The 23707-nt window shown below is 43.2% G+C and carries 22 protein-coding genes and 1 pseudogene; 13 read left to right on the forward strand and 10 right to left on the reverse strand.

Annotated features, from left to right (window positions below):
* Positions 1-303: hypothetical protein (locus tag B0O44_RS25025; protein ID WP_211321442.1), on the forward strand; the 303-nt coding region annotated here is incomplete at its 5' end.
* Positions 304-322: 19 nt separating this feature from the next.
* Here B0O44_RS25025 and B0O44_RS23260 read toward each other — a convergent pair.
* The 6 genes and pseudogenes from B0O44_RS23260 to B0O44_RS23280 all read right to left on the reverse strand — a co-directional run bounded on the left by B0O44_RS23260 (position 323) and on the right by B0O44_RS23280 (position 6689).
* Positions 323-958 (reverse strand): hypothetical protein, encoded by a 636-nt coding sequence (locus B0O44_RS23260; RefSeq protein ID WP_110834506.1) that lies wholly within the window; start codon positions 956-958, stop codon positions 323-325.
* Between the two features lies 1 nt (position 959).
* Positions 960-1130, reverse strand: coding sequence for a hypothetical protein (locus tag B0O44_RS25030; protein WP_170123397.1), 171 nt, complete (start codon positions 1128-1130; stop codon positions 960-962).
* A gap of 176 nt (positions 1131-1306) precedes the next feature.
* Positions 1307-1684: pseudogene (locus B0O44_RS25405) on the reverse strand (type II toxin-antitoxin system VapC family toxin).
* Positions 1678-1893 carry a hypothetical protein gene (locus B0O44_RS23270; protein WP_110834507.1) on the reverse strand — a complete coding sequence of 72 codons (216 nt, stop codon included), beginning with the start codon at positions 1891-1893 and terminating at the stop codon, positions 1678-1680. Before B0O44_RS23270 ends, B0O44_RS25405 begins: the two are co-directional and overlap by 7 nt.
* Positions 1894-2210: 317 nt before the next feature.
* Complete coding sequence (locus B0O44_RS23275; protein WP_110834508.1) at positions 2211-5564, reverse strand: eCIS core domain-containing protein; 3354 nt, start codon at positions 5562-5564, stop codon at positions 2211-2213.
* A gap of 231 nt (positions 5565-5795) precedes the next feature.
* Positions 5796-6689, reverse strand: coding sequence for an NAD(P)H-binding protein (locus B0O44_RS23280; protein ID WP_110834509.1), 894 nt, complete (start codon positions 6687-6689; stop codon positions 5796-5798).
* Between the two features lie 97 nt (positions 6690-6786).
* Between B0O44_RS23280 and B0O44_RS23285 the strand changes: the two genes are divergently transcribed.
* From B0O44_RS23285 to B0O44_RS23295, 3 genes are all read left to right on the forward strand, one after another.
* Entirely contained in the window at positions 6787-7140 is a 354-nt protein-coding gene (locus B0O44_RS23285; protein ID WP_110834510.1) for a winged helix-turn-helix transcriptional regulator, read from the forward strand.
* A 33-nt stretch (positions 7141-7173) separates the two neighbouring features.
* The gene (locus B0O44_RS23290) at positions 7174-7647 is read left to right on the forward strand and encodes a hypothetical protein (protein WP_110834511.1); all 474 of its coding nucleotides are present in this window, start codon (positions 7174-7176) and stop codon (positions 7645-7647) included.
* A 119-nt stretch (positions 7648-7766) separates the two neighbouring features.
* Positions 7767-8189 carry a hypothetical protein gene (locus tag B0O44_RS23295; RefSeq protein WP_110834512.1) on the forward strand — a complete coding sequence of 141 codons (423 nt, stop codon included), beginning with the start codon at positions 7767-7769 and terminating at the stop codon, positions 8187-8189.
* A gap of 130 nt (positions 8190-8319) precedes the next feature.
* Here B0O44_RS23295 and B0O44_RS23300 read toward each other — a convergent pair whose 3' ends face one another.
* The gene (locus B0O44_RS23300; protein ID WP_110834662.1) at positions 8320-8814 is read right to left on the reverse strand and encodes an SRPBCC family protein; all 495 of its coding nucleotides are present in this window, start codon (positions 8812-8814) and stop codon (positions 8320-8322) included.
* A 513-nt stretch (positions 8815-9327) separates the two neighbouring features.
* On the opposite strand from B0O44_RS23300, the gene B0O44_RS23310 reads away from it, so the two are divergent.
* Positions 9328-9822 (forward strand): GNAT family N-acetyltransferase, encoded by a 495-nt coding sequence (locus B0O44_RS23310; protein ID WP_110834514.1) that lies wholly within the window; start codon positions 9328-9330, stop codon positions 9820-9822.
* Between the two features lie 47 nt (positions 9823-9869).
* Here the strand turns inward: B0O44_RS23310 and B0O44_RS23315 are convergent, their stop codons facing one another.
* Positions 9870-12248 (reverse strand): ABC transporter permease, encoded by a 2379-nt coding sequence (locus tag B0O44_RS23315; protein ID WP_110834515.1) that lies wholly within the window; start codon positions 12246-12248, stop codon positions 9870-9872.
* A 189-nt stretch (positions 12249-12437) separates the two neighbouring features.
* Here B0O44_RS23315 and B0O44_RS23320 point away from each other — a divergent pair, with 189 nt between their 5' ends.
* The 7 genes from B0O44_RS23320 to B0O44_RS23350 all read left to right on the forward strand — a co-directional run bounded on the left by B0O44_RS23320 (position 12438) and on the right by B0O44_RS23350 (position 20786).
* Complete coding sequence (locus B0O44_RS23320) at positions 12438-13931, forward strand: L,D-transpeptidase family protein (protein WP_110834516.1); 1494 nt, start codon at positions 12438-12440, stop codon at positions 13929-13931.
* A gap of 33 nt (positions 13932-13964) precedes the next feature.
* Positions 13965-14570 carry an alpha-ketoglutarate-dependent dioxygenase AlkB family protein gene (locus B0O44_RS23325; protein ID WP_110834517.1) on the forward strand — a complete coding sequence of 202 codons (606 nt, stop codon included), beginning with the start codon at positions 13965-13967 and terminating at the stop codon, positions 14568-14570.
* 108 nt (positions 14571-14678) lie between these two features.
* Positions 14679-15287 (forward strand): TetR/AcrR family transcriptional regulator, encoded by a 609-nt coding sequence (locus B0O44_RS23330; RefSeq protein WP_110834518.1) that lies wholly within the window; start codon positions 14679-14681, stop codon positions 15285-15287.
* 54 nt (positions 15288-15341) lie between these two features.
* Positions 15342-15776: a DoxX family protein gene (locus B0O44_RS23335; RefSeq protein ID WP_110834519.1), complete on the forward strand. Its 435-nt coding sequence runs from the start codon at positions 15342-15344 to the stop codon at positions 15774-15776.
* 63 nt (positions 15777-15839) lie between these two features.
* Complete coding sequence (locus B0O44_RS23340) at positions 15840-16439, forward strand: hypothetical protein (protein ID WP_110834520.1); 600 nt, start codon at positions 15840-15842, stop codon at positions 16437-16439.
* A 92-nt stretch (positions 16440-16531) separates the two neighbouring features.
* Entirely contained in the window at positions 16532-18976 is a 2445-nt protein-coding gene (locus tag B0O44_RS23345) for a PIG-L family deacetylase (RefSeq protein WP_110834521.1), read from the forward strand.
* Between the two features lie 115 nt (positions 18977-19091).
* Positions 19092-20786 carry a sodium:solute symporter gene (locus B0O44_RS23350; RefSeq protein WP_110834522.1) on the forward strand — a complete coding sequence of 565 codons (1695 nt, stop codon included), beginning with the start codon at positions 19092-19094 and terminating at the stop codon, positions 20784-20786.
* A 31-nt stretch (positions 20787-20817) separates the two neighbouring features.
* On the opposite strand, the gene B0O44_RS23355 is transcribed toward B0O44_RS23350, so the two are convergent.
* Positions 20818-21666: a DUF2911 domain-containing protein gene (locus B0O44_RS23355; RefSeq protein WP_211321444.1), complete on the reverse strand. Its 849-nt coding sequence runs from the start codon at positions 21664-21666 to the stop codon at positions 20818-20820.
* An 86-nt stretch (positions 21667-21752) separates the two neighbouring features.
* Positions 21753-22124: a group III truncated hemoglobin gene (locus tag B0O44_RS23360; RefSeq protein ID WP_110834523.1), complete on the reverse strand. Its 372-nt coding sequence runs from the start codon at positions 22122-22124 to the stop codon at positions 21753-21755.
* 177 nt (positions 22125-22301) lie between these two features.
* Between B0O44_RS23360 and B0O44_RS23365 the strand changes: the two genes are divergently transcribed.
* Complete coding sequence (locus B0O44_RS23365; protein ID WP_110834524.1) at positions 22302-23696, forward strand: TolC family protein; 1395 nt, start codon at positions 22302-22304, stop codon at positions 23694-23696.
* The last annotated feature ends 11 nt before the right edge of the window (positions 23697-23707 follow it).

The raw sequence follows: 23707 nt of genomic DNA on the forward strand, positions 1-23707 counted from the left end.
TTTCTCTTTATGAATTTTACCAGTAAAGATCTGGAAAACTATTTCTGGACATCCGGGAACCACATTACCACCACCAGCGGTGTAGAAATTGTCCTTCATGCCAGCGCCCTGGTTGAACTTTCTGTTTTACTGCGCAACGAGCTTGACTATCCCGAGCGTTATCAGGTAAGTGCTTCTTTTTACTCTTTAAGCGCTTTTATGGCCTTTTTTGCTTTTGAAAATTACCAGTCCATTGAGCAGATTTCCGTGCAGGACCTGCTGGCTTTGTACAGGCTGGGTTATGCGCATTTGGAAAGGGTGTAGGGGGTATGGAGTGCCCAGATTAAGAAGGCCATTTAATTTCTTTTCTGGGCATAAAGAATCCCTTGATACAGTTAGAGTTACGAATGCAGATTTGAATGTGACTTTTATCAAACATACCTGCACCATTATAAGCTGGGCCACCTTCTGTGAATACACCACGTGTGGAATCATAAATAATATATTCACTATATCCTTTAGATGCAATGTCTGCCTTATAGGTAGATAAAATACTAGAATGCATGTACTCCAGTACAGTACAATCCAATTCTCTGAGCAACCTGTCTTTGTGTTGGTCAGCTTGCAGATCCTTATTAACCGGAAGTGGTTTACCAACGCTATTGAAGTCGTCTTTTAAATTTTCGTAATAGGATTTGACAACTTCAATCGAATTTTTGTCAGTGAGATCACAGCAATTACCTAATTGTAAAACCGCACCAATAACTGATGGATTTTTAAGGCTACCACGCTTTTCTTTATCTTTAGCCCATTCTAATGCACGGTCGTAATTGTTTTCCCAGAAATAAATTCCATGACCAAGCCAGTCGTAGCTCTCTTTACTTGTTTTATACTTGTTGGGATTTAATAAAAGCTCTTTGCAAACACTTTCATCGCAACCATGAAAGCCTAGGATAAGGTTCGGCCGCTGGTTATACATTTTACTTGCCTTTTGAGAACAAAGCTAGTGTGGGATAATGTTTGGTATACTTGCCAGTTTGGTCAAAAATACCTGCATTGACCAACCTGTCCATTGCCTCTTGTTTGGAGGAATTAACGCTACGGGTCTTTTTAGCAAGATCTATTAATTTTTGACTGTCTTTGTTGCTCATTTTGGCTTTTTATATGGTAACAAATTTAAGTAAAATTTGCGGGAGCACCAAGCGTTGTTAATTTAATTTTAAAAATTAGAAGGCTACTAAGCGACTGGTTTATATCTCTTTGTAAAGAAAGGGGCTGGCCTTGTACAGGCTGGGTTATGCGCATTTGGAAAGGGTGTAGGGATTGGTCAGAAATGACCAAATTTTAAACCAGCTACACGTTGAAAATGTTTCTTATTAAGAGTGATAATAGGCAGTTCGTTTACAAGACAAGTTGCTGCGATAAATATATCTCTAAATTCAATCAGCTGGTTGTTTTTTCGCAGTTTATGATAAATTTCTGCAGCTTTTTTAGAAACTATGTCTGTAAAAGGCAGTCTAGAAAGACCCTAAACAAGATTCTCTACATCTTTTTCCTTTTCTTTTGTAGTTGCGCCCGTATATAACTCATACAGAGTAACAGCAGAAATATAGAGATCCTGTTTCTCGGAAACCTTATAGAACGTTGTGGACAGTTTATCCTTTGCGCGCAAATGCTCTATAAAGATGCCAGTGTCTGCTACCATTGTTGAGGTTTAAGACTTTCAAAGGCTGTTGTACTCTCTTCAAACATTTTCAGGTCTTCATCAGACCAAACGGAAATGTTGGTCAGTTTCTTTCTATAGGAAGAGACATTAACCTTTTTTTCTGTTTGTATGATCACGCCGAGCTCTTTTAAAATCTGTTTTACCAGAGAGCTTTTTGTATCAGGAATATTAATGGTTAGTTTTTTCATAACTCAAAAATACGAAGATATTCTAGTCCAATTATCATGCAAATTCGTAAGGCTTAGTTCAATCCGATGGAGGTTCAAGATAAAACTATAGTTTAAAATAGATTGAATTTTGGTACTAATAGTACCAAAATTCAAATTAAAATAAACTAAGCCTGTTAAGGAATCCGTTGCAATGTTTCTTTGTAAAGAAAGAAGCTGAATTTGAAATTGCTCTTGAAATGAAAAAGAATGGTGTTCCTTTACAGGACATTGCAAAATATACCGGGCTTTCTTTACCCGAACTGGAAAAGTTATCTTATTTGTAGGGGGCCAACTATTTAATGGCTGTACCTGATGTTCTCCATAGATTCAAACCAGATTCTTGACACTACGATATCGGCACTTTGCTCCACGGGGCTAATAATTTTGTAGGTTAGTCCTATAAAATCTTCGGTTCCTACTACAATGATCCGGCCGCCCAGGGCTTTATCAGAGCCCAGCTGGGCATACTTGGTCAGGCTTTCTACAATGATAAAGTTTTCGGCATCCGCAGGGACCATGGAAGGTACCTCTGCCAAGGGCATGGCCGTAGCGTCCAGCACAGGGACCAGCGTTTTGTCTTTGTCAACTTCAGTGCGCAAACGGGTTCGTATGGAAGCTTTCGATTGTTGCTCAACAGTGGCAGCGGTATCCAGCGGGGAAAGGTCCGAAATGATCGTCTCGGCAGGCAAACGGGCATCAAAACCTGCTGCCCTGGCGGTTGCGTCTTTCATTTCAAAATAAGGGTGCAAAGGTACAAAACCGGCTGCTTTACCAGTTTCTTTACCAGCTGCTGTCCGGCTTGTTGCTCTTCTGTAGTCCACAGCAGCAATGGCACCGGTGGTAATGGCTTGCATTCCGCTGGCCACATAATAAATCTGGCATTGGCGCCCGCCACGCGCAAAGGTGCCCTCAACAAACTGTCTGAACGGCCCCGGTCTCAACAAGAGCGGTTCTTCGGCCAAGCGGCGTGGTTTTTCTTCATTGACCCTGGCCGAAAGCAGCAAATGAGTCGACTCGTTCAAATTTTCCAGTACCTGGGCTGTTTTGGAAAAATCTTTTTCCAGCCAGAGAATGTAAGGCATGTATTCTGCCGGGTCGGGTTTCTGTGCTTTAAGGATAGTTTGGGCCTTAAGCAGGTTGATCATCAGGTTGTGTTTGGCAAAGGTTTTAATCCGATGTATTTTTTCGCTTTTACCGGGCCGGTCTGCGGCAATGACAGCTAAGGCATGGTTTACCGCTACATTTAATGCATCCCGGTGTATAAAGTCCCTTGCGGAGTCTATTTTAGGGAAGGGACCAGGTGCCTGAGTGGCAAACATTAATCCAAACTGCAGCAGGCTCAGGGGATACAATCCGGGATTAATTCTAATCATCCCATTAAGAAGGGGTGCAATAGATGGTCTGTAATGACCAAAACTTCCCCTAACCTGAAGGTTGGTTTTCAGGGTACTTGCTTTCCAATTGTCAGTGACTTCCTGCACACCTAAGGTATCTTCTTTATCGTTCCAATTTGCTTTATGAAGCACCAGATTTGGGTGTTCAGGGCCGCTTCTGTCTGTTATGGGCCCTATTTGTGCCGCACCAAGGAGCTGCGGCAGCTTAGCAGAACGCCTGTTAACCAGTAAACGGCTAGCAAATGGATCTTCAAGGGCTTGATGCCGGGCAGGGGACAGGGCGGCTAGTGGCCGCAGATCCGTTACTCTGGGCTTTTGAAGCGGGGCAGCCAGGGGGCCTGTTACCGGCTGCTCTGGCCGTTGTAAATAAAAGGCTTTTTTGTTCAATAATGGCTCCAGCTGATTAGTCAGGTCCTTTTTTACTTTTTGTATTCTACTCAGTTCCGCTGTTAATTTCTCGAATTCCTCGCTGTCCCCTGCTTCATCTTTAAGTACCTGCTCTCTTCGTGCTGTTAAATCGTCCAATTCTGATGGAACTGCACTTTGGGGAAGCACTTCGGCCTGGGCTTTTGCAGCGGCCTGGTCATCTGCAGTGGGCGTTTTTTCAGCCTTAGCTTTCGCAGCAGCGGCTTTATTAAGTCTACCAGTTACTATAGCGATCTGTTTTTTTAGGGCCACTTTAGCTGCAGCGTGCTGTTCCAGGGCTGCTTTTACTTTAGGCAGCCGCTCTGATAAAGGGGTGGCACGGCGGGTAAGGTATTCGAGTTCGGTGTTGATTTTGCCTATTTGCTCGTCTACCCCGTCAAAAAAACGGGGATCCATACCTCCGAGAAGTGCATGTCGCATTCTTGCCGTTTCCCTGGCCATTTCTTCATGACCAATGGCTGCGCCCGGACCTCTTGCAAACCGGCCAGGAGATTGTGATTCCCGGTAACTGGTGCCCATGGGGCCCTTTTTTACAACGTCTTTCATCGTATCTACGCCCATAACACGTTCGGCAATATCTCCCCAGCCAGGGTTTATCGGCTCGGTAGTCACATCCTTTTTATGTATGCCCAGCAGTTGCTGGTGACTTTGAAAATCTTTATGCAGGGGATGGCCCGGACTGGTCCGGTAATATTCTCCCCCTTTAAGATGTCCTGGATGACGGTCCCTTCCCTGGCTTTCTATATTGTCTGCTGTCCAGGGGGTAACATGGCTAAAGTGCTGGCCAATTGCTTCCAGTACAATTCCTGTATCGGAATCTTTTGCATGGTGCCGCATGGCGGCTCCAATATGGGCAGCCGAAACATCAAAAGCAACTGAAAGCAGTTTGGTGTGTTTACGGTCTGCAGTGCTCGACTTATCGTGTCCCAGAGGTCTTTGGTACCACTGGGCTGCATGTATTGGGGCAAACGTTCTTTCCGGAAGGTTAGGTTGTGTTCTTTCTCTGTGGTCCAGGGCCGGAACAAAAGCCGATCCCCGGGGTATATCGGCACCTCCAACAAAGGTATCATCCCTGATATAGGTTCCTGGGGCTTGTGGTTCGCCCTCGACACTAATTACCCTTACCCAGCGGTATTCGGGCGCATTTTGGGCATCATATTCCCGGAAAGATTCCTGGTTGGGGCCCCGCCTTGATCGTATTTTATCGGAGGTTTCTACTTCAATACGGGTGTTGTTGGGCAATAGCCTGCCTTGAGTACCCTGGTAAATGGACCCGTTTAGTGCCTGCACCAAATGGGTGGTTCCTGTAACTATGCTGTTTATGCGTTGTCGTTGTACAACCGGCTGGCTCACCTTTAAAGGACTGAGCGGTACTGCGGGAGCCTGATGGCTTAGGGCTTTGCTGCCCATGATATCGGCTTCCTTTTCCAGGCTTGCATCGTCATTTACATTGATACTGCCTTTTAACTGCAGGGTCGGCTTAACCCTGCCTTGTTTTTGTTGCACCACATGCCAGGCCTCATGGGCTAAATGTTTTTCCTGACCACTGCCAATATGGATATCCGTTCCCTGTGCAAAGGCATGCGCCTGCAGTGGTGCCGTTTTGTGCGAGTTGTAATGTACTTTTACATCGTCCATAGAATGACCGGAAAGGTTTTCTATACCCGATTTTAGGTGATCTGGCAGTCCTGTAGTGTTGCTTTGCTGAAGCTGCAGAGGCGATACCTGATTTGTAAGGGGCACAGCGGGTAAAGACAAGGCCCCGGAAGTGCTGTTGTTTGCAGCTGCCTTCTGTGGGTGGTCTTCATGTCTTTCTTTGCTGGTATACATGAGGTTACGCTAATTGTATTTCTAATATAAGGCTTTATATTTTGGTTTTAGATTAAAGCGTAGATTATTTTGATCTCCTTACCACGGTTTCCAGATCAGCCATAAAGACTTCGGCATCCTCCTTTGAGCGGATCACTTTACTTAAGCTGTCTTGTGGTAAAGTGGTTTTATATAAGAAATGGCCTTAGGCCATTTCTTATGGGTTTGTTTTTAATAGCCAAAGACCAAATTTTACTGGTGCTGGCTTGCCTGATAAGCCAGGGCAAAGTCGCCTGCAAAATCTTCCAGTTTTGTTTTAGACAAAACAGGTTGGTTTAAAAAATAATCTTCATATAATTTTCCGCTTCTTGTCGCAACCCCCATTTCGGTGAAATTTTTTGCTATTTCAGCTGGTAAACCGGCCTGGATCATTCCTTCATAAGCTTGCTCATCGCTAAATTCCACCCATGGAAGTTCTGGTTTTCCAATGGCTTTACCCAAAACAGCTGTAATTTCACCGGCTTTGCGCTCATCGCTGGCAATGTAACGAATGCTTTTTCCGTTAAAGTTTTGTTGTATTTCTTCTGCGGCCGCCGCGGCAATATCATTTGGATGAACAAGTACCTGTTGGATTTGAGGGCCGTAATTGGACCCTAAAATGCCTGCATGTTTGATCATGTCTATATTGCTAAATAAGTTGATGTAAAAATAAGCCGGCCGCAGGTGCTTTATGGCAACACCATCTAAAGTATTGAAAATTTGTTCCACATCATGTAATCCTGCAATTGGGCCGGTTCCTCCGTTAAGGTGGGCCCCAATGCTGCTTAAATTGACCACCTTTTTAACGTCTGCTGCAACAATGGCCTTCGCATAATTTTCCCCAATGCTTTTAATATAGCCCCTGTAATCTGCTGCAGAAAAACTAGGTGGAACCATGGTGTATACCGCATCTGAACCTTTAAAGGTACGGGTCAGAAAATCTGTATCGTTTATTGATCCGATTGCGGCCTTTGCACCCAATTGTTCAATGGCATTTGTTTTATCGGCATTGCTGCTGATAATGGTTACCTGGTGGCCATTGCTGATCAGTTGCTGGGCCAAAGGTTTGCTGATGTTACCCAGGGATCCTGTTATTGTAATTTTCATATTTATTTTTTTTAATGGACGTGAATTGATTTTTTGTTCTGTACAAAGCTATATTTGTACTTACTTTTATACAAGTACTTACCCTAAAGTATGTATCATGACCCAAGTCAAGGAAAATTCCACACGGAACTACAATAAAGGCATTTCTATAAACAACTGTCCGGTAACTTATGTTATGAATAAAATTGGCGGACATTGGAAGCCAATAATCATTCACCAGTTGATGAGCGGGCCAAAGCGCTATAGTGAACTCAGAAAGGCAATTCCAGAGATTACAGAAAAAATGCTCATTCAGCACCTGAAACAATTGCAAACAGATGATTTGGTCAACAGGGAAGCCCGGCCGGTAGTGCCTCCGGTGGTGACCTATAGCTTGTCTCCTTTAGGCACCGATTTGACGCCTGTTTTAAATGCAATGGTAGAGTGGGCATTTCGTGCACAGCAATGTTAATTTCTTTGAGGGGATTTTCTTAAATTCACACTTATGAATAAAACGCTTGGCTTTCCGCTTAAAGTGTGGCTAACCAGTATTTTTATTGGCCCATTGTTGCTGCTGCTCAATACCAGCAACAGCAATGCGGTAATGTTCAATACAGACATTACCCAAATTATAGACTATGTTTTTTCGAGTGATTTTGTAAGTTATTACCTGCTTGCGGTAGGCATTGGTGCCGCCTGTTCCATACCTTGTTTTCTTTTACTGTGGCTTTTTTATGCGCTGTTGAAAAAAACAGCCCTGGCACCCTGGGGCATCAGGGGCGTATTAATGTTGTTTAGCACAGGCTGCTCGGCGGGAATATTTATGATGTTTTCCATGTCGGACCTTGGAAATTTTTGGAACAAAGGCAACCTGGTCATGATTGCCTCTTATGCCATACCCCTGGTTTTTGGTTTATTGCTGTATCGCATGGACAGGAAAATAGAGGTGGTGGAGGAAGTGACTGAAAAGGAAGAGTAACAAGAGTTTTTTAAAGCGGTATAGGTGTATGGTTTAAGTGATTGTATATTAGGGTGTAAATAAATATCTTTAGGCGTTTGGTTAAGCGAAAGCCAAAACGATAACGCTATTTGCATAAAATGATCCTCAGAAAATTATTCCAAAAGAAAAAGGTAAGTATGCCCGTGTTCGAGAGCCTGGAGGCTTCTACCACAAAAAATAAGTTTTTTGTACGTTTAAAACCCTGGGACTGGTTAACGGAAAAAGAAATTTATGTGGCTTCTAAATTGAATGACAGACCAACAATGATCACGATGGAGTATTGGCCCCAGCAAATTTATTTGTTTGCCAACGGACAAGTTACAGTTTCGGAATTTATCCATAGCATGGCAAAGCGTTTTTTGGACTGGAATAACCCGGTACCTGAAAATTTCGATAAGATACTTCTGGAAGAGTTTGAAGCTTTAGTGAACGAGGTAAAAATCGTTGAGTTTACCGACCTTAAAAGTGACTTGCCTTTAGAAATCGAATTGCCTATGTCAAAACAACTGATTAAAAGTTAATTCTTAAAGCATAAAAGGGACTTCGTCGAGCAATTTTCCACTTGTAAAAGAATCTATCTGATATATGATGGGATGGCTCATGATAGGTTAAAAGTAATCAAAACCTACCATTCTTTATAGTATCGTTTTGCTAATTGTTGATCATTGGCGGCAGTTGTTCGTCTTTATTTCTAAGGTCCAGTCCGCCCTCGAACACTGATTTTAAGTTAACCAGGTAAAAAGCCCATCCACTTGCGCAGCCAAGTCTGATGAATTGTCGGGAATGGTCATCTGTGGGTATGTTATAGTGTTTTAATTCTACAATGGTATAACCAGCTTCTTCCGTGAGTTTTACATCCACCAGGCAATCGCCTTCAAAGCTAAATTGTAAAAAGTCTTTACCATTTGCCTGTTTAATGAACCCCGGCATAGCTTCTTCGTATAAATACCAAAGCCAGCTGTAAGTGCTTTCTGCACGAACATTTACACCTGGGGCAATCTCTGTTCCGGTTTTGTCTGTAAAGATCACTTGTCTCAGGAACCACTTTTCCAATTCCCCGGCCCTGGTCCAGGCATTATAAATGTCTGTTAAGGGGGCTTTAACGGCTATTTTTTTGGTAAAGGAGGTCCAGTCAAAATTTTTCATACGTTGGGAATAATTGTTAAACATTGTTTGTCCTTTCCGGGAAAGGCCCTGTTGAACCATAAGTTTTTGTATTGCATATGGGTAAGGGATATAAGGTATAAAGAACAAGTTTAAATTCAAAATGATGGCTTATCAAAAATGTCTTTTTGTGAAATTATTTGAAAATCAGAAAGCTAAGTTTGTTTTGACTGTTGTTCTAATGATCATTTTTTATGTGAAATTCCAAGTCCAGACCAATGGATGATGATCTCGGATGTAGAATATGACGCCTTTCAAAATCCGATGGATCCTGAAGTATTGTATTCAAAAATGAATATTGTTGTGAAGTGTAAAGTTTGCCAAAGGCTTCATGTTTTTTGGGATGGATTTGATAAACCCCAGGTAATTTATCAGAAAGAAACCGAGCAGTAGAATGCGATCACAAGTAAAATAAAGTATAATTTTTTATTGTTGAACCTGCCGAAATGGTAATTTTACGGGGTATAAGAACTACCCAAACATTTAAAAATAACAATGGAAATTATTGCCGCCCAACCCCAGGATATAGATCAGATTATGCTCATTATTGAGCAGGCAAAAAGTATTATGCGAAAAAATGGCAATCATACCCAATGGATCAACGGATACCCTTCTGTGGAAATCATAGAGACTGATATTCGCAATCAGCATGCCTTTGTATGCGTGGAAAATACCGAAATCGTTGGTTATTTTTGTTTTATAAAAGGGAATGATCCCGATCCAAACTATAAAGTCATTGAAGCGGGAGCCTGGTTAAACAATGCCCCTTATGGAGTAATACACCGGTTGGCCTCTTCAGGAGTAGTAAAAGGGGTTGCCCGAAAAGCTTTTGACTTTGCATTTAGCCAGACCAGTAATGTTCGGGTGGATACAAATCACGACAACATTCCGATGCAGAATTTTTTGAAAAACAGTGGTTTTACCTATTGTGGGGTTATTTATGTGAGCGATGGAACGCCCAGGGATGCCTTTCAAAAAACACTAAGCTAAAATGCAGAAACGACCTCAGGTCATTTCTGCATTTTCAGGTTAAAATTCTACTCGTATTTTAAAGCATCCACTGCATTGGCCCGGGCCACTTTAAAACTTTGCATGCTAATGGTCAGCAGGGCGATTAAAAGGGATAACAATAAAGCCAGAAGAAATGGCCATATGGTAATGTCAATTTTATAATCGTATTTCTGCAGCCATTGTTTTGCAAAAATATAAGCAACCGGACAGGCGATAACATTGGAAATTAAAACCAGCTTTACAAAGTCTTTGTTGAGCAGCACCAGAATATTGCCCAGGTCTGCGCCAAGTACTTTACGGATGCTGATCTCCTTACTACGCTGTTCTGCCATGTATAAGGCAAGTCCCAGCAGGCCCAAACAGGAAATGAAAATGGCAAAGCCGCCAAAGACATTGGAAAGGGCACCCAGGGTCCTTTCATTCCTGAATTTATCTTCCATGTTCTGACTGATGAACTGCAAATTTGATGGATAGGCCGGATTGATCCGGGCATTCATATCCTGTATGGCCTGTAAAGAACTGTTCAGACTTTTGGCAGGGTTTAGTTTTAACAGCAGTACACTGGTTTCTTTGGGGTTCAGGAAAAACAGGGTGGGGTTTACTTTATAGACCGCAGATTCATAAGCATAGTTTTTCATTACCCCAATGACGGTGAACGTACTACCTTCCCATTTGATCCTTGTCCCAATAGGATTTTTAAGCCGCATGGCCTGAACCGTACTTTCGTTGAGAATCACAGACAGGGAGTCGGTTCCGTAGTCCCTTGAAAAATCGCGGCCCTGCAGTAGGGTCACACCTGTTGTTTTGGTAAAATCATAACCTGTGGCCCTGTAGTTCATGACAATGTTTTCATTAGGCAGTTTACCCGGCCATTCAAATGAAGTGGTATTGTCCCCGCCATTGGTAAAGCCATTGGAAAATTCGGTGGCTGACACTACAGCACCCGATTTAATGAGTTCCGCTTTAAAGAGCTCCCTTTTTTCTGCTTTTTTAAATTCACCCGAGCGGTCCAGCTGGACCAGGTTGTTTTGCTCAAAGCCCAGGGGTTTGTTACGGATAAAGTTAATCTGGCCATAAATCACCAGGGCTGCAATGATCATACAAATAGAAAATCCGAATTGCAGCACCACCAGTATTTTGCGGATCGGCAACGAGGATCTGCCCGAAGCGCTAAAGCCTTTAAGAACCTTAACGGGAATAAAAGACGACAGGTAAAATGAAGGGTAGCTGCCTGCAGCAAGTCCGGTGACGAGCATCAGCAAAAGTAAAGCGCCCCAAAAGGTGTACGAGTAATAGTCTATAGTCATTTGTATGTCGAGCAGCCGGTTAAAATAGGGAAGACTTGCTTCGGTAAGCATAAAAGCAATAACTACAGCCACCAGCGAAAGCAGTATAGATTCTGTGAAAAATTGTGCGGCAAGGGATGCCCTGGAAGAGCCCAGGGTTTTACGTACACCGACCTCTCTGGCCCGTTTTTCCGAGCGTGCTGTAGAGAGGTTCATATAATTGATACAAGCAATCAGCAAAATGCAAAAAGCCAATAGAACAAACATTCTCACTTGTTCTATTTTTCCGCCGGCTTGTTTGCCGTTCTCGAATTTATTGTACAGGTGTGCCTTGCTCCAGGGAAAAAGAAAGGCTTCCGAATGGGTTTGCTGCTCATTAAGTTTAAATATTTTCCGGAACTGTGCATCTGCAGAATTAAAATTACTGTGTTCCTTAAGTAATACGATCGTATTACAGAAGCCGCTGCCCCAGTCTGTTTTCAATACGTCCGGGGCTTCCCGTTCAAACAGCGACCAGGGCATAAGCATATCAAAACGGTAGGTTTGGTTTAGTGGAGGATCTGCAATAATACCGGTCACTTTCAGGTTAATGTGGTTGTCCCATTTGACCACTTTGCCCATCGGATCTTCGTTGCCAAATAAGCCCTTTGCTGTACTTTCGGTTAATACCACCGAACCCGGGTCTTTTAACGAAGATTGGGCATTGCCTTTGGTAAAGGGATAATCCAGGATGTTCAAAAAGGAAGGGTCGACAAAATAGCCGTCTTTTTTAAAAGTATTTTCCTTGTAATTGAACAACAAACTATACCTTCTGGCAATGCGGCTGGCCTGTTCTACCTCGGGAATGGTTTGCAGGGCAGCGGGGGCAAGGGTACGCGGGAGGGCATCACCTGTTCCTCCATAGGTGAATATCTCCGCACTCGCGTGGTAATTTTTATAAACGGCATAAATACGGTCAATATTTTTAAACTGTTTGTTGTAACTCCATTCATAGCGGACATACAATAAAAACATTAAACAGCAGGCCATTCCTATGGCCAGGCCTCCGATATTAATCAGACTAAAGCCTTTGTGTTTTAAAAGATTCCTGAATGCGATTTTTAAACTGAGCCTGAACATAGTCATTTGTTTTCGGAGTATAACGAAAGGACATGCCAAAACTAAAAATACGCAAATTGGTGGAAATAAATGGCTTATCCGAAAAGGCATTGTTCAGAACTGAACAATATATGTACGCTAACGGACGACAGGGCCGAAACAAATTCTGGCTTTGTTTGTTAAATGATGAACTAGAAACTCATCAAACAGATGCTTAATCGAGGCGCTCCCCGGCGGCTTTTTCCGGCTCAAGGCATTTTAGTGTTGCTCATGGCTGCTTTGCTGGGCATGCAATCTTGTGCGGTAAAGCGTGGGACGACAAAAAAAAACACAGAAGTGTCTTTGCCTGCAAGGGTGCTGGCCCCTAAAACCGAAGGGCTAAACCTGGAACAGGAATTTATCAGCGTGTTGAAAAATAGTTCTGCTGTATTGCCCTATCCGCAATGGATACAAGCCGCTTATCAAAAGAAAAATTATGAGCCGGTACTGTTGTCCAAACTAATGGAAGGAAAGGGACCGGCATTGTTATTTGACTACCTGATGGCCGCTGCAGATCATGGCCTCGATCCACGGTTATTTTCTGCAAATGAGCTAAGAAAACAACTCGAAACCTATACCAAAACCGGAGCACCGGATGCCGAAAGCTACCGGAAAACCATGGAGCTGGAATTAAGGGTAGCTGCGGCGCTGATCAGGTATAGTGTGGCCATGCAGTTTGGGGTCAGTAACCCGGCTAAAGTATATGCCTTATACAGCACGGCCACCAGACGTCCCGATAGTACTTATATACTCCGGATTTTCGACATGAAACAACTTAAAAATTACCTGGACAGTTTGCAACCCACTGCAAAACAATATCTGGCCCTGCAAAGGACTTTAAAAACAGAGCAGCTGGAGCCAGGTAAAAGTGCAGAAAGCATTTGCCGGAACCTGGCCCTGAATATGGAAAGGCTCCGCTGGCAAAACAAACCGGCTGCACAAAAATATGTACGGGTAAATATAGCCGGGTTTGGGCTGGATGTGATTGAAAACGGTAAGTCTGTATTAAACATGAAAGTTTGTGTAGGCGAAAGCGGAGAAAAGGCGACGCCCCAGCTTAGCAGCATGGTTCATAGTGTTCAGGTAAACCCGGTTTGGAACATTCCATTGAGCATTGCTATTGCCGAAACCACCAGGCATGCGGCCGAAGACCGCTATTACCTGGCCAATAATAACATCAATGTATACCGTAAAGGAAAACTGGTGTCTGACCCCGAGTCTATTGACTGGACAGTGGAAGATCCGGGCAGTTATACTTTTAAGCAGCAACCTGGGGTAAAAAATGCCTTGGGGAAAATTAAATTTCTGTTTAAAAATCAAAGCAGTGTATACCTTCACGATACACCGGTACAAAAGCCGTTTAACAAATGGTACAGGGCCATTAGTCATGGCTGCGTAAGGGTCGAAAAACCACTCGAACTGGCCTTTGCTTTATTTGCCGACGGAAAGAAGTACCAACAGGTAAAAAGTGCCATGGACTCGGGTTATCCGCGTGCAAAATATATAGGTCTGCCCAGGCAGGTGCCCATATGGATTACCTATTATACGGCCTGGGCAGATGTAAATGGGGTGATTCATTTTTACAATGATGTCTATGGCCTTGACCGTCAGCTGGACAGCTATCTGCAAAAAATCAATGAGGGGAAAACAACTGTTGATTTGTAAACAATCTGTACCTTTAAGTCATATTAAACAGACATGGAACCCTTTGTGTACGGTGAGCATGTAAATGTGCTTAGCCATCCTTCAGAAGTGCTTTTTTTTCCGGATTTTTTTCCGGCAGAAAAAAGTGATGCCTACCTGGAATACTTAAAAAATGAAATTCCCTGGAAACAGGAGCCGATAAAAATGTTTGGAAAAACGGTGATGCAGCCAAGGTTAACTGCTTTTTTTGGTGATCCTGGTGTAAATTACAGCTATTCGGGAATTACCATGCAGTCCAGTCCCTGGACAGCGCTCTTAAAGCAGATCAGGGAAAAGGTGGCCGAAAAATGTGAAGCTCCTTTTAATGCCTGTCTGCTCAATTATTACCGGGATGGTAAAGACAGTATGGGCTGGCACAGGGACAATGAAAGAGAGCTGGGCCGCAACCCCACCATCGCTTCCCTTAGTTTTGGTGCACAGCGGATTTTTCAGTTTAGAAATTATAAAGAAAAATTACCTGTTATTTCTGTAGAACTGGAGCATGGTAGTTTACTGCTCATGAAAGGGGAAACCCAACACCTTTGGGAACACCAGCTGCCTAAGTTGTTAAAATCCAATGGGCCCAGGGTGAACCTGACTTTTCGGTACGTGCACCTGTAACCAAAAAAAACGCTGCTTTGTTATCTCTGCGTCAGCTTTGATCTATTTTTTTGCCAGAACTACTAATACGCTTATTTTTGTTAACACTGTTAATTAAAATATAAGGGCATGGGTATTCTTGAACGTAAACTAAGGCATAAAGAAAGCATCAGGATTGGTATCCTGGAAGCCGCATGGCAGCTGGTGATCACTGATGGCTGGCAATCTCTTTCGATCCGGAAAATTGCAGATGCGATTGAATACAGTATTCCGGTGATTTACAATCATTTTGAAAATAAGGAGGCCATTCTGCTCGAATTCACAAAGGAGGGCTTCGAAAAGCTGGCCGAAACTTTAAATGAAGTTAAAAAACAGTATAATGAACCTGCACAACAGTTGGTGGCGATGGGGGATGCCTATTGGGATTTTGCCTTTGAAAACAGGGAATACTATCAGTTGATGTTTGGTCTGGGGATTCCGGCTTGTGACACCGTAAAACGGGTGCCCGAGCTAAAGGAAATGACTTGTCTGATGATTTCTACCATTAAAGAAGCCCTGGCTATGGGGAAAAACCCCGAGGCAGATTACTTTTTGAAATACCATACCTACTGGTCTATCCTGCATGGACTGGTGTCTATACAAATGATTGAATGTCCCGGAAATGAACAGCCGGATATCACCAAAAAGATGATTGTAGGAGATGCAATGGCCGGATTTGTAAAATCTCTGGTAGATTAAAACCAAAAATAATATATTTACGGTTCATCCCCCCTTAAACGATCAGATTAAAGTATGAAGAGAATTTTTAATACCAATTACAATCACGGAAGCCTGGATTTTGCCTTACTCTTATTAAGAATAGGCATTGCATGTTTTATGCTTTTCCATGGCCTGGCTAAATTAACCCCCATTCTTAACGGTGCTCCTGTACAGTTTGGAGACCCTGTCGGATTAGGTGAAAAGCTTTCTTTTTTTCTGACCGTGTTTGCAGAGGTAGGTTGTTCTTTATTGCTTCTTTTTGGTCTGGCAACGCGTCTTGCCGTCATTCCCTTAATTATAACCATGGTGGTGGCCATTTTTATTATCCATTCGAACGATGGTTTTGGAAAACAGGAACTGGCCGCACATTACTTGCTGGTTTATGTGTTTTTATTGTTTTCTGGTGCCGGACGTTTCAGTGTAGACAGTCTGATCAGCAGAAAGTCTGGCAGAAGACGTTCATTTTAATACCTTTGCAACCGAACACGGCCCCGTATATATCATTTTGACGATTTAGCCGTTATACCTATTATGAAGAGAATCTTATTGTTCTGCCTTACAGCAGTATTCCTGTCGAGCTGCGGCATTAATAAACAGGCACAACAAATTAAAGCCCTGGAAAAGTGTACATACAAAATTACTTCTGCCGATCAGATATCTATTGCCGGAACAGACCTGCGCAGTATGATTTCCGAGCAGAACATTAACCTGGGCAGTTTACCCGGCCTGGCGCTTGGGTTATTAAGAAGGGACATTCCTTTAAGGGCCAAATTGAATATGGAAATCAGCAATCCTACCGGAGACCTGGCTTCGATCAATGAATTTGAGTATAAAATTTTAATCAATAAACAGGAAATTGCAACGGGTTTTGTAAACCAGAATGTGAGCGTTGAACCTGGAAAATCGACTGTAGTTCCAATTGACATGTCGGCCAATATTTACCCTTTTATTTCCAATGGAGCGGTTATGGACGACATCAGCCGTTTTTTAAAAGCACGTAATGGTGGCCCGGAACAAAAGGGCATTGTAACCCTGAAAATCAGACCAAGCATTAAAGTTGCAGGTGGCCTGGTTAAATATCCGGGTTTTATTACCATAGACAAGGAAATCAGCAGTAAAATCCTCTTGTAAAATATTTGAAGCGGGCCCTGACTTTCATACAATTTTAAGTAATTTCGGAATCTGCTCCGGCAGGTCAAAACAAAACGAAACGAAAAAAATATATGAAACTTAGGGCTGCTCTATTTCTATTTTTATTTGTACCCTCTTTTTTTCTTCATGCACAGAACCGTGTTTTTTCGGGCGCTGCTGAAATTAAACAACAATTAGAATCCTTAAACACCAGTGGCAGCGTATTGTACATTGCCGCGCACCCTGATGACGAGAATACGCGTTTACTGGCCTATCTTGCCCAGGAAAAAAAAATAAGGACCGGTTATCTTTCCCTGACCAGGGGAGATGGGGGACAGAACCTGATTGGCAACGAACAGGCAGATCTTTTGGGGCTGATCAGAACGCAGGAACTCATTGCTGCACGTTTGACCGATGGGGCACAGCAGTTTTTTACCAGGGCAAATGACTTTGGTTTTTCCAAAAATCCAGCCGAAAGCTTCAAAATCTGGGACAAACAAAAAATACTTTCCGACGTGGTTTGGGTCATCCGGACATTCAGGCCAGATTTGATCATTACCCGTTTTCCTGAAGATTCCCGTGCCGGACATGGCCATCATTCTGCCTCGGCCATATTGGCCAGGGAAGCTTTTGCAGCAGCAGCCGATCCCAAACAGTTTCCAGAGCAGCTAAAATATGTAAAGGTCTGGCAGGCCAAACGCATCCTTTGGAATACCTTTAATTTTGGGGGCAGCAACACCACTTCCGAAGATCAGCTGAAACTCGATGTTGGTGCTTTTAATCCTTTGCTTGGCAAAAGTTATGGTGAAATAGCGGCTTTAAGCAGATCGAATCATAAAAGTCAGGGTTTTGGCTCTGCAAAACAGCGGGGTTCTGCCATAGAGTATTTTAGCCCGGTTGGTGGAGAAGCTGCTAAAAATGATATTTTCGAAAACATAAACTTTGGCCTGGACCGTAATGCTGATATGCAGGCCATTCAACAACTATTGAATGAAATTAATGCCGGTTATAAGGTTTCGGACCCGGCAGCATCGCTTCCCAAATTGTTGGAGCTGAGAAAACTGGTCAGACCCGCGCAGGTGGAATTTAAAAAAGAACTGCTCGATGAAATTATTTTGGCTTGTGCCGGAATATGGATAGAAACCAATGTACCGTCACAGGCCTATGCCCTGACCGATACCCTTGCCGTACAGCTGCAGGCCATTGTAAGGGCAAAACACACACTTCCGGTAAAAATCAGTATGCCGAATGCAGGTATTTCAGCCAATTTGAAACCCAATCAAATGTCTGCTTTTTCATTAAAAGTACCTGCTGCTGCTTTGGGAACAACCCAGCCTTATTGGTTGCAGGAAAGACATCCAGTGGGGGCTTATGTGGTCAGTCCGCAAACGGCCATTGGAATGCCTGAAAATCAGGCCCCTTCTGCAGGTCCGGTAATTGTAGAAATTGGTGGGGAGAAACTGGAAGTTTTCCGTCCCATCGTTTATAAATTTACAGACCCTGTTAAAGGCGAAGTATACCAGCCATTGGCCATTGCACCTCCTGTAACGGCTAGCCTTGCCGAAAAGGCTTATGTTTTTAACGGCAATTCCCCAAGGACATTTTCGGTCCAACTGAAGAGTTTTCAGGATGGGACCAAAGGGACCTTAAAGGTACTGGTGCCTAAAGGTTGGAAGGCCACGCCCGAAAACATCGATTTTTCACTGGCAAAAAAGGGAGATGAAGAAAAAGTAGAATTTACCCTGAGCCCTGCCGGTGAGGTGAACGGGGGCACACTGGCCCTGAACATCAGCACAGGAGGCAAAACGTACGATAAAGGACTTCATGTAATTGCGTACGACCATATTCCTTTACAAACCTTATTTCCTTTTGCTGAGGCAAAAGTAGAGCGCCTGAACCTTAAAATAACAAACAAAAAACTCGGTTATATTGCCGGTGCCGGAGACCTGATTCCTGAATCTTTAAGGCAACTGGGCTATGAAGTAAACCTGCTTTCTGAAAATGAGGTTTTAAACAAAGACCTTTCGGCTTTTGATGCCATTATTACCGGGGTCCGCCTGTACAACATCAATGAACAGGTAAAGGCCATGCAGCCCAAACTGATGAAGTATGTAGAAAATGGGGGCACACTGATGGTCCAGTACAATGTGAATGCGCCTTTAAAAATCGCTGCCCTTGGACCTTATCCCTTTAAACTGACCAGGGACAGGGTTACCGAAGAAGATGCTGAAGTGACTTTTCTGGCGCCCGGACATCCGGTCCTAAATGTTCCGAATAAAATTACGGCCAAAGATTTTGAAGGCTGGATACAGGAACGTGGTTTATATTTTGCATCTGACCTCGATGCTAAATATACCCCAGTGTTGTCCATGCACGATACGGGTGAACAGCCTTTAAATGGCTCACTTTTTATAGCCTCTTATGGAAAAGGAAAATATGTTTATTCGGGTTTATCCTTTTTCAGGGAGCTGCCTGCCGGTGTTCCGGGGGCTTACCGTCTGTTTGTGAACTTGATTTCAAATCCTGCCCTTAAATAATGAAAGATCCGGAACTGCCTCCTTTTGTGAAAAGCTGGAAACAGTTTTACCGGTTGCTGATCATTTGGCTGGCTGTATTGATTCTGTTGTTTTACCTTTTTACAAAATACTTTGAATGAGCAGTATTGATTGGGCCGTATTGATCATCACCCTGCTGGTCATTGTACTTTACGGTATTTATAAAAGCCGCGGTGCCCAGAACATACAGGGTTATTTACTGGGGAACCAGTCTATGCCCTGGTATAGTGTCTGTTTATCGGTCATGGCCACTCAGGCCAGTGCCATTACTTTTCTTTCAGCCCCGGGCCTGGCTTATTCTTCGGGAATGAGTTTTGTCCAGTTCTATTTTGGTCTTCCCCTGGCCATGATTGTGCTTTGTATTACTTTTGTTCCCATATTTCACCGTTTAAAGGTGTATACGGCCTATGAATACCTGGAACAGCGTTTTGATCTTAAAACCAGGGCACTTACCGCCTTTTTGTTTTTGGTACAGCGTGGCCTTTCCACAGGCATTACCATTTACGCCCCCTCTATTATTCTGTCTACCATTTTAAATATAAATACGGTTTATACCACTTTGTTTATTGGTGGGCTTGTTATTTTTTATACAGTTTATGGAGGTACAAAGGCCGTTTCCTATACGCAGATGCTGCAAATGAGCATTATTTTCTGTGGTTTGTTTGCAGCAGGTGTAGTGGTTGTGCAGTTGTTGCCCGAGGGTGTGGGTTTTGGTAAGGCCATTAGCATTGCGGGTAAAATGGGCAGAACCAATGCCATTGATTTTAAGTTCGACTGGAACAACCAATACACGGTTTGGAGTGGTTTGATTGGTGGATTTTTTCTGCAGCTTTCCTATTTTGGGACCGACCAGAGCCAGGTTGGCCGCTACCTGACTGGGGCATCGGTAGGGCAAAGCCGCATGGGACTGCTTATGAACGGCCTGGTTAAAATTCCCATGCAGTTTTTAATTTTACTGATCGGGGTATTGGTTTTTGCATTTTACCAGTACAATAAACCTCCGGTTTTTTTCAACAGTTTTGAATTGAACAAGCTCGAAAACAGCAGTTATAAAAAGGAACTCAATGAAATCAAAAGCGAATATGACCAGGCATTTACTGAAAAACAACAGGAACTGGCCAAACTGGATAGGGCTTTGGATGCAAAAGACCAAGCCGGAATTGACCGGCAGCGCCTGGCTTTAAAACAGGCAGACGAAAAAGCCAAAAGCATTCGTGAGAAAACAACCGGGCTGATGTTGAAAAATGATCCCAAGGCAGATGTAAATGACAACAATTACATTTTCTTAAGCTTTGTGACCAAATACTTGCCCACCGGGCTCATTGGTTTGCTGATTGCCATTATATTTTTAGCTTCTATGGGCTCTACGGCCAGTGCTTTAAATTCACTGGCTTCTACCACAGTAATAGACATTTATAAAAGGCTCATCAAAAAGGACGGCTCAGACCAGCAGTACCTGCAGGCATCCAGATGGGCTACAGTTTTTTGGGGTGTCATTTGTATTTTAATGGCCCTGTATGCCAGTAAAATCGGAAACCTCATTGAGGCGGTAAACATATTGGGTTCCTACATTTATGGAACCATTCTGGGGGTTTTCCTGGTGGCTTTTTACCTGAAACAGGTTGGTGGAAGGGCAGTTTTTATTGCGGCACTGCTCACTGAACTTGCAGTGTGCATATGTGGCTATTATAAAGTAGTGGCTTATTTGTGGCTCAATGTAATTGGCTGCCTGCTGGTGGTTTTATTGTCGTTTGCTCTACAAAAGCTATTCAAAAAAGAAAGGCCTGCTTAAGCAGGCCTTTCTTTTTTGAATACAGACAAGCCTATTTTTGGGCTTCTGCAAGTAAAGCACTGTTGAGCCTTACATATTCATCTATTTTAGCTTCTTTGGCCAGTTTGATGCCTGCTTCTGCGCTTGCAGCAGCACCTTTTTTATCTCCCATTTTTAACTGGATACGGCCTTTCCATAACCTGATCCACGGACCTTTGGCATCAGCTGCTTCAGCAGCATTCATCCATTCCAGTGCTTTTTTCAGGTCTTTTCCATTTTCATAGTAATATTGGGCGGCTGAAAAGTAAGGTTTTTTCTCACCCTTCATGGCCTCATCTATACTGGCCATTACTTTGGTATCCACATCGGTGGTCAGGTTTACGCTCACCGAGGTGTTTTCCCATTGCAACAGTAATTGTGCTTTGGTCGGATAAACATTGGCAAACTGTATGGTAAAGGTTTCTACTTTGTTTTGCAAGGCAACAGGTTTTACTTTAACCCTTAAAAAGTCCTGATCTTCTTTGTATTCATAAGCACCCCATTGTTTGGTCATTTTACTTAGGATCACTGTCCATTCGTTTTTACCGGGTATGGTAAACAATTCGTATTCACCGGCTGGTACTGCTTTGCCTTCGAAAGTAACATCATCTGTAAATTTAATAGTGGTTGCACTGTTTGCACCTGTACGCCATACCTGGTCATACATTTCCAGGCCACCAAAAATTTTTCTGCCTTTGGTATTTGGACGGGAGTAGGTTAAAGTGATTTTACCTAAACCAAAATCCTGGGTAAGGCTTTGTCCGCTGCTGGCCTGCGGAATTTTTACACCCTGTGCTTCTACTTCTGCATTCAGGGATAAGGCTACCAGTAGGAGTAGCGTTGATTTTAAGATCCGTTTCATTGTTTTGTTTTTTCTACTAAAATACGTTAAGGAATTTAATATAACAGGGCACAATAAAACTTTAGCAATTTAGGAAACAGCGATGACTAAAACGGGCCGGCAAGTTTGGCCTGCATGACCCCGGCAATAGAGCTGGCCCTGCTAATGGCCAGGTCTGCTTTGGGACCCTTAAAATTTTCAGCGATGGTTTTTTTCCATAGTGCTAACCAGCGTTCAAAATGCACCGCCTGTAAGGGTACAAGCTCATGCAGCGCTTTGTGTTTTTTTATAGGGTTGCCACTATAGCTTTGTGCATCCAGTAAAATCGTTTCCCAAAAGGAAACCATTACCGGAATATGTTCCTGCAAGGAAAAATCCGACACTTTAAAAACCGGGCCAATCAGCTCGTCTTCCAGTGCCCCGGCATAAAAGGCATGAACCAGTAGGGTAAGGTCTTCTTTTTTCTCCAGATCTCTCATATCGCCATAAAATTAAGCATAAGCAAAAAATAGCTGTTAAAATCTGTCCCCCTAATTGTAATAGAAAAGTCAAGACTTAAGGTTACCGGAAATTATTTGATTCTCATAATAATTGATTTGAAGTAAATACTTTGAATTTATACCCTTGGGATAAATTTGCGGTGTAATAAACACACTATGCGTAGCGTAAAACTAATTTTTCTCTTTTCAATTTATTTTCTGTTGCTCTTTACCTGTGCCGTCAAAGCCCAGGACCTTAAATTAAAAGATGCGGTAAATACCGCATTAACTAATTATGATCTTTTAAAGGCAAAAGGCAATTATGTCCATGCTTCCGAGGAATCACTGAAACAAAGCAAAAGGGACTATCTGCCCAACCTGAGCCTTTCTGCACAGCAGGACTATGGAACCATAAACGGACAGAACGGTCCTTCTTATGGACTCGGTGGATTAGCCGTGGCTTCTTCGGGGCCTGCTTTGGACAAACAAAACTGGAATGCAGCCTTTGGTGCATTGTATCTGGCCAATGTTAATTGGGACTTTTTCACTTTTGGCCGGATCAAAGAAAGGGTAAAAGTAGCCAGGGCCGTTTTAAGCCGTGACCAGAAAGACCTGGAACAGGAAAGGTTCCAGCAGGAAATTAAGGTTTCCGCTGCATATTTAAATTTGCTGGCTGCCCAGCGCCTGACCCGTTCACAGGAAAGAAACCTGCAACGGGCCCTGATTTTTCAGAGTACGGCGGTATTGCGGGCCAAAAACGGTTTAATTGCCGGGGTAGATTCTTCCTTTGCCAAAGCAGAGGTTTCCAGCGCCAGAATTGCTTTAACAAGGGCCATAGACCTGCAGCAGGAGCAGGCCAACAAACTGGGGGTGCTCATGGGCGTTAATGCCACGGCATTTACCCTGGATACAGCTTCTATTACCCGCGTGCCGGCCCAATATGGTGCAGATACCATTCTGAAAAATAACCATCCCCTTTTAAAATTCTATAAAGACCGGGTAAACCTGAGCAACGAACAGGTGAACCTTTTTAAAAGATCTTATTACCCTACTTTTTCATTGTTTGGCGTTATGCAGGGCAAGGGCTCTGGTTTCAGTTCGGCTTATGCCCAGAACCAAACTGCTTTTACCCAAAGTTATGCCGATGGGATTAACCCAACCCGGGGAAATTACCTGGTCGGGCTGGGGCTGGTCTGGAATTTAACCACCATTGCCAAAACACAACCCCAGGTGAGGGCCCAGCAATACATTTCCAGGGCTATGGAAGATGAATATGAACTGATCGATAAACAATTACAGGCTCAGCTGCTCCTCTCGGATACGAAGCTTAAAAATGCAATTGACAATTATAAGGAAGCACCTGTGCAGGTAAAAGCGGCTTCGGATGCTTACCTGCAAAAAAGCACTTTATACAAAAATGGCCTTACCACCATTGTAGATTTAACCCAGGCTTTATACACCCTGAACAGGGCAGAAACAGACCGTGACATTGCTTACAACAATGTATGGCAGGCCTTGTTGCTAAAATCTGCAGCGCTGGGCAATTTTGATCTGTTTATAAACGAATTTTAACCTATACACTA

It is taken from the genome of Pedobacter nutrimenti, from assembly GCF_003208655.1.
Lineage (GTDB): Bacteria > Bacteroidota > Bacteroidia > Sphingobacteriales > Sphingobacteriaceae > Pedobacter > Pedobacter nutrimenti.

What these genes read in the sequence shown, in the direction of transcription:
- B0O44_RS23325 (WP_110834517.1), top strand. Translation starts at nt 13,965, where the DNA reads ATGGAACCCTTTGTGTACGGTGAGCATGTAAATGTGCTTAGCCATCCT.
- B0O44_RS23295 (WP_110834512.1), top strand. Translation starts at nt 7,767, where the DNA reads ATGATCCTCAGAAAATTATTCCAAAAGAAAAAGGTAAGTATGCCCGTG.
- B0O44_RS23365 (WP_110834524.1), top strand. Translation starts at nt 22,302, where the DNA reads ATGCGTAGCGTAAAACTAATTTTTCTCTTTTCAATTTATTTTCTGTTG.
- B0O44_RS23355 (WP_211321444.1), bottom strand. Translation starts at nt 21,666, where the DNA reads ATGAAACGGATCTTAAAATCAACGCTACTCCTACTGGTAGCCTTATCC.
- B0O44_RS23260 (WP_110834506.1), bottom strand. Translation starts at nt 958, where the DNA reads ATGTATAACCAGCGGCCGAACCTTATCCTAGGCTTTCATGGTTGCGAT.
- B0O44_RS23275 (WP_110834508.1), bottom strand. Translation starts at nt 5,564, where the DNA reads ATGTATACCAGCAAAGAAAGACATGAAGACCACCCACAGAAGGCAGCT.
- B0O44_RS23335 (WP_110834519.1), top strand. Translation starts at nt 15,342, where the DNA reads ATGAAGAGAATTTTTAATACCAATTACAATCACGGAAGCCTGGATTTT.
- B0O44_RS23360 (WP_110834523.1), bottom strand. Translation starts at nt 22,124, where the DNA reads ATGAGAGATCTGGAGAAAAAAGAAGACCTTACCCTACTGGTTCATGCC.
- B0O44_RS23300 (WP_110834662.1), bottom strand. Translation starts at nt 8,814, where the DNA reads ATGAAAAATTTTGACTGGACCTCCTTTACCAAAAAAATAGCCGTTAAA.
- B0O44_RS23330 (WP_110834518.1), top strand. Translation starts at nt 14,679, where the DNA reads ATGGGTATTCTTGAACGTAAACTAAGGCATAAAGAAAGCATCAGGATT.
- B0O44_RS23280 (WP_110834509.1), bottom strand. Translation starts at nt 6,689, where the DNA reads ATGAAAATTACAATAACAGGATCCCTGGGTAACATCAGCAAACCTTTG.
- B0O44_RS23350 (WP_110834522.1), top strand. Translation starts at nt 19,092, where the DNA reads ATGAGCAGTATTGATTGGGCCGTATTGATCATCACCCTGCTGGTCATT.
- B0O44_RS23320 (WP_110834516.1), top strand. Translation starts at nt 12,438, where the DNA reads ATGCTTAATCGAGGCGCTCCCCGGCGGCTTTTTCCGGCTCAAGGCATT.
- B0O44_RS23310 (WP_110834514.1), top strand. Translation starts at nt 9,328, where the DNA reads ATGGAAATTATTGCCGCCCAACCCCAGGATATAGATCAGATTATGCTC.
- B0O44_RS23285 (WP_110834510.1), top strand. Translation starts at nt 6,787, where the DNA reads ATGACCCAAGTCAAGGAAAATTCCACACGGAACTACAATAAAGGCATT.
- B0O44_RS25030 (WP_170123397.1), bottom strand. Translation starts at nt 1,130, where the DNA reads ATGAGCAACAAAGACAGTCAAAAATTAATAGATCTTGCTAAAAAGACC.
- B0O44_RS23345 (WP_110834521.1), top strand. Translation starts at nt 16,532, where the DNA reads ATGAAACTTAGGGCTGCTCTATTTCTATTTTTATTTGTACCCTCTTTT.
- B0O44_RS23340 (WP_110834520.1), top strand. Translation starts at nt 15,840, where the DNA reads ATGAAGAGAATCTTATTGTTCTGCCTTACAGCAGTATTCCTGTCGAGC.
- B0O44_RS23290 (WP_110834511.1), top strand. Translation starts at nt 7,174, where the DNA reads ATGAATAAAACGCTTGGCTTTCCGCTTAAAGTGTGGCTAACCAGTATT.
- B0O44_RS23270 (WP_110834507.1), bottom strand. Translation starts at nt 1,893, where the DNA reads ATGAAAAAACTAACCATTAATATTCCTGATACAAAAAGCTCTCTGGTA.
- B0O44_RS23315 (WP_110834515.1), bottom strand. Translation starts at nt 12,248, where the DNA reads ATGTTCAGGCTCAGTTTAAAAATCGCATTCAGGAATCTTTTAAAACAC.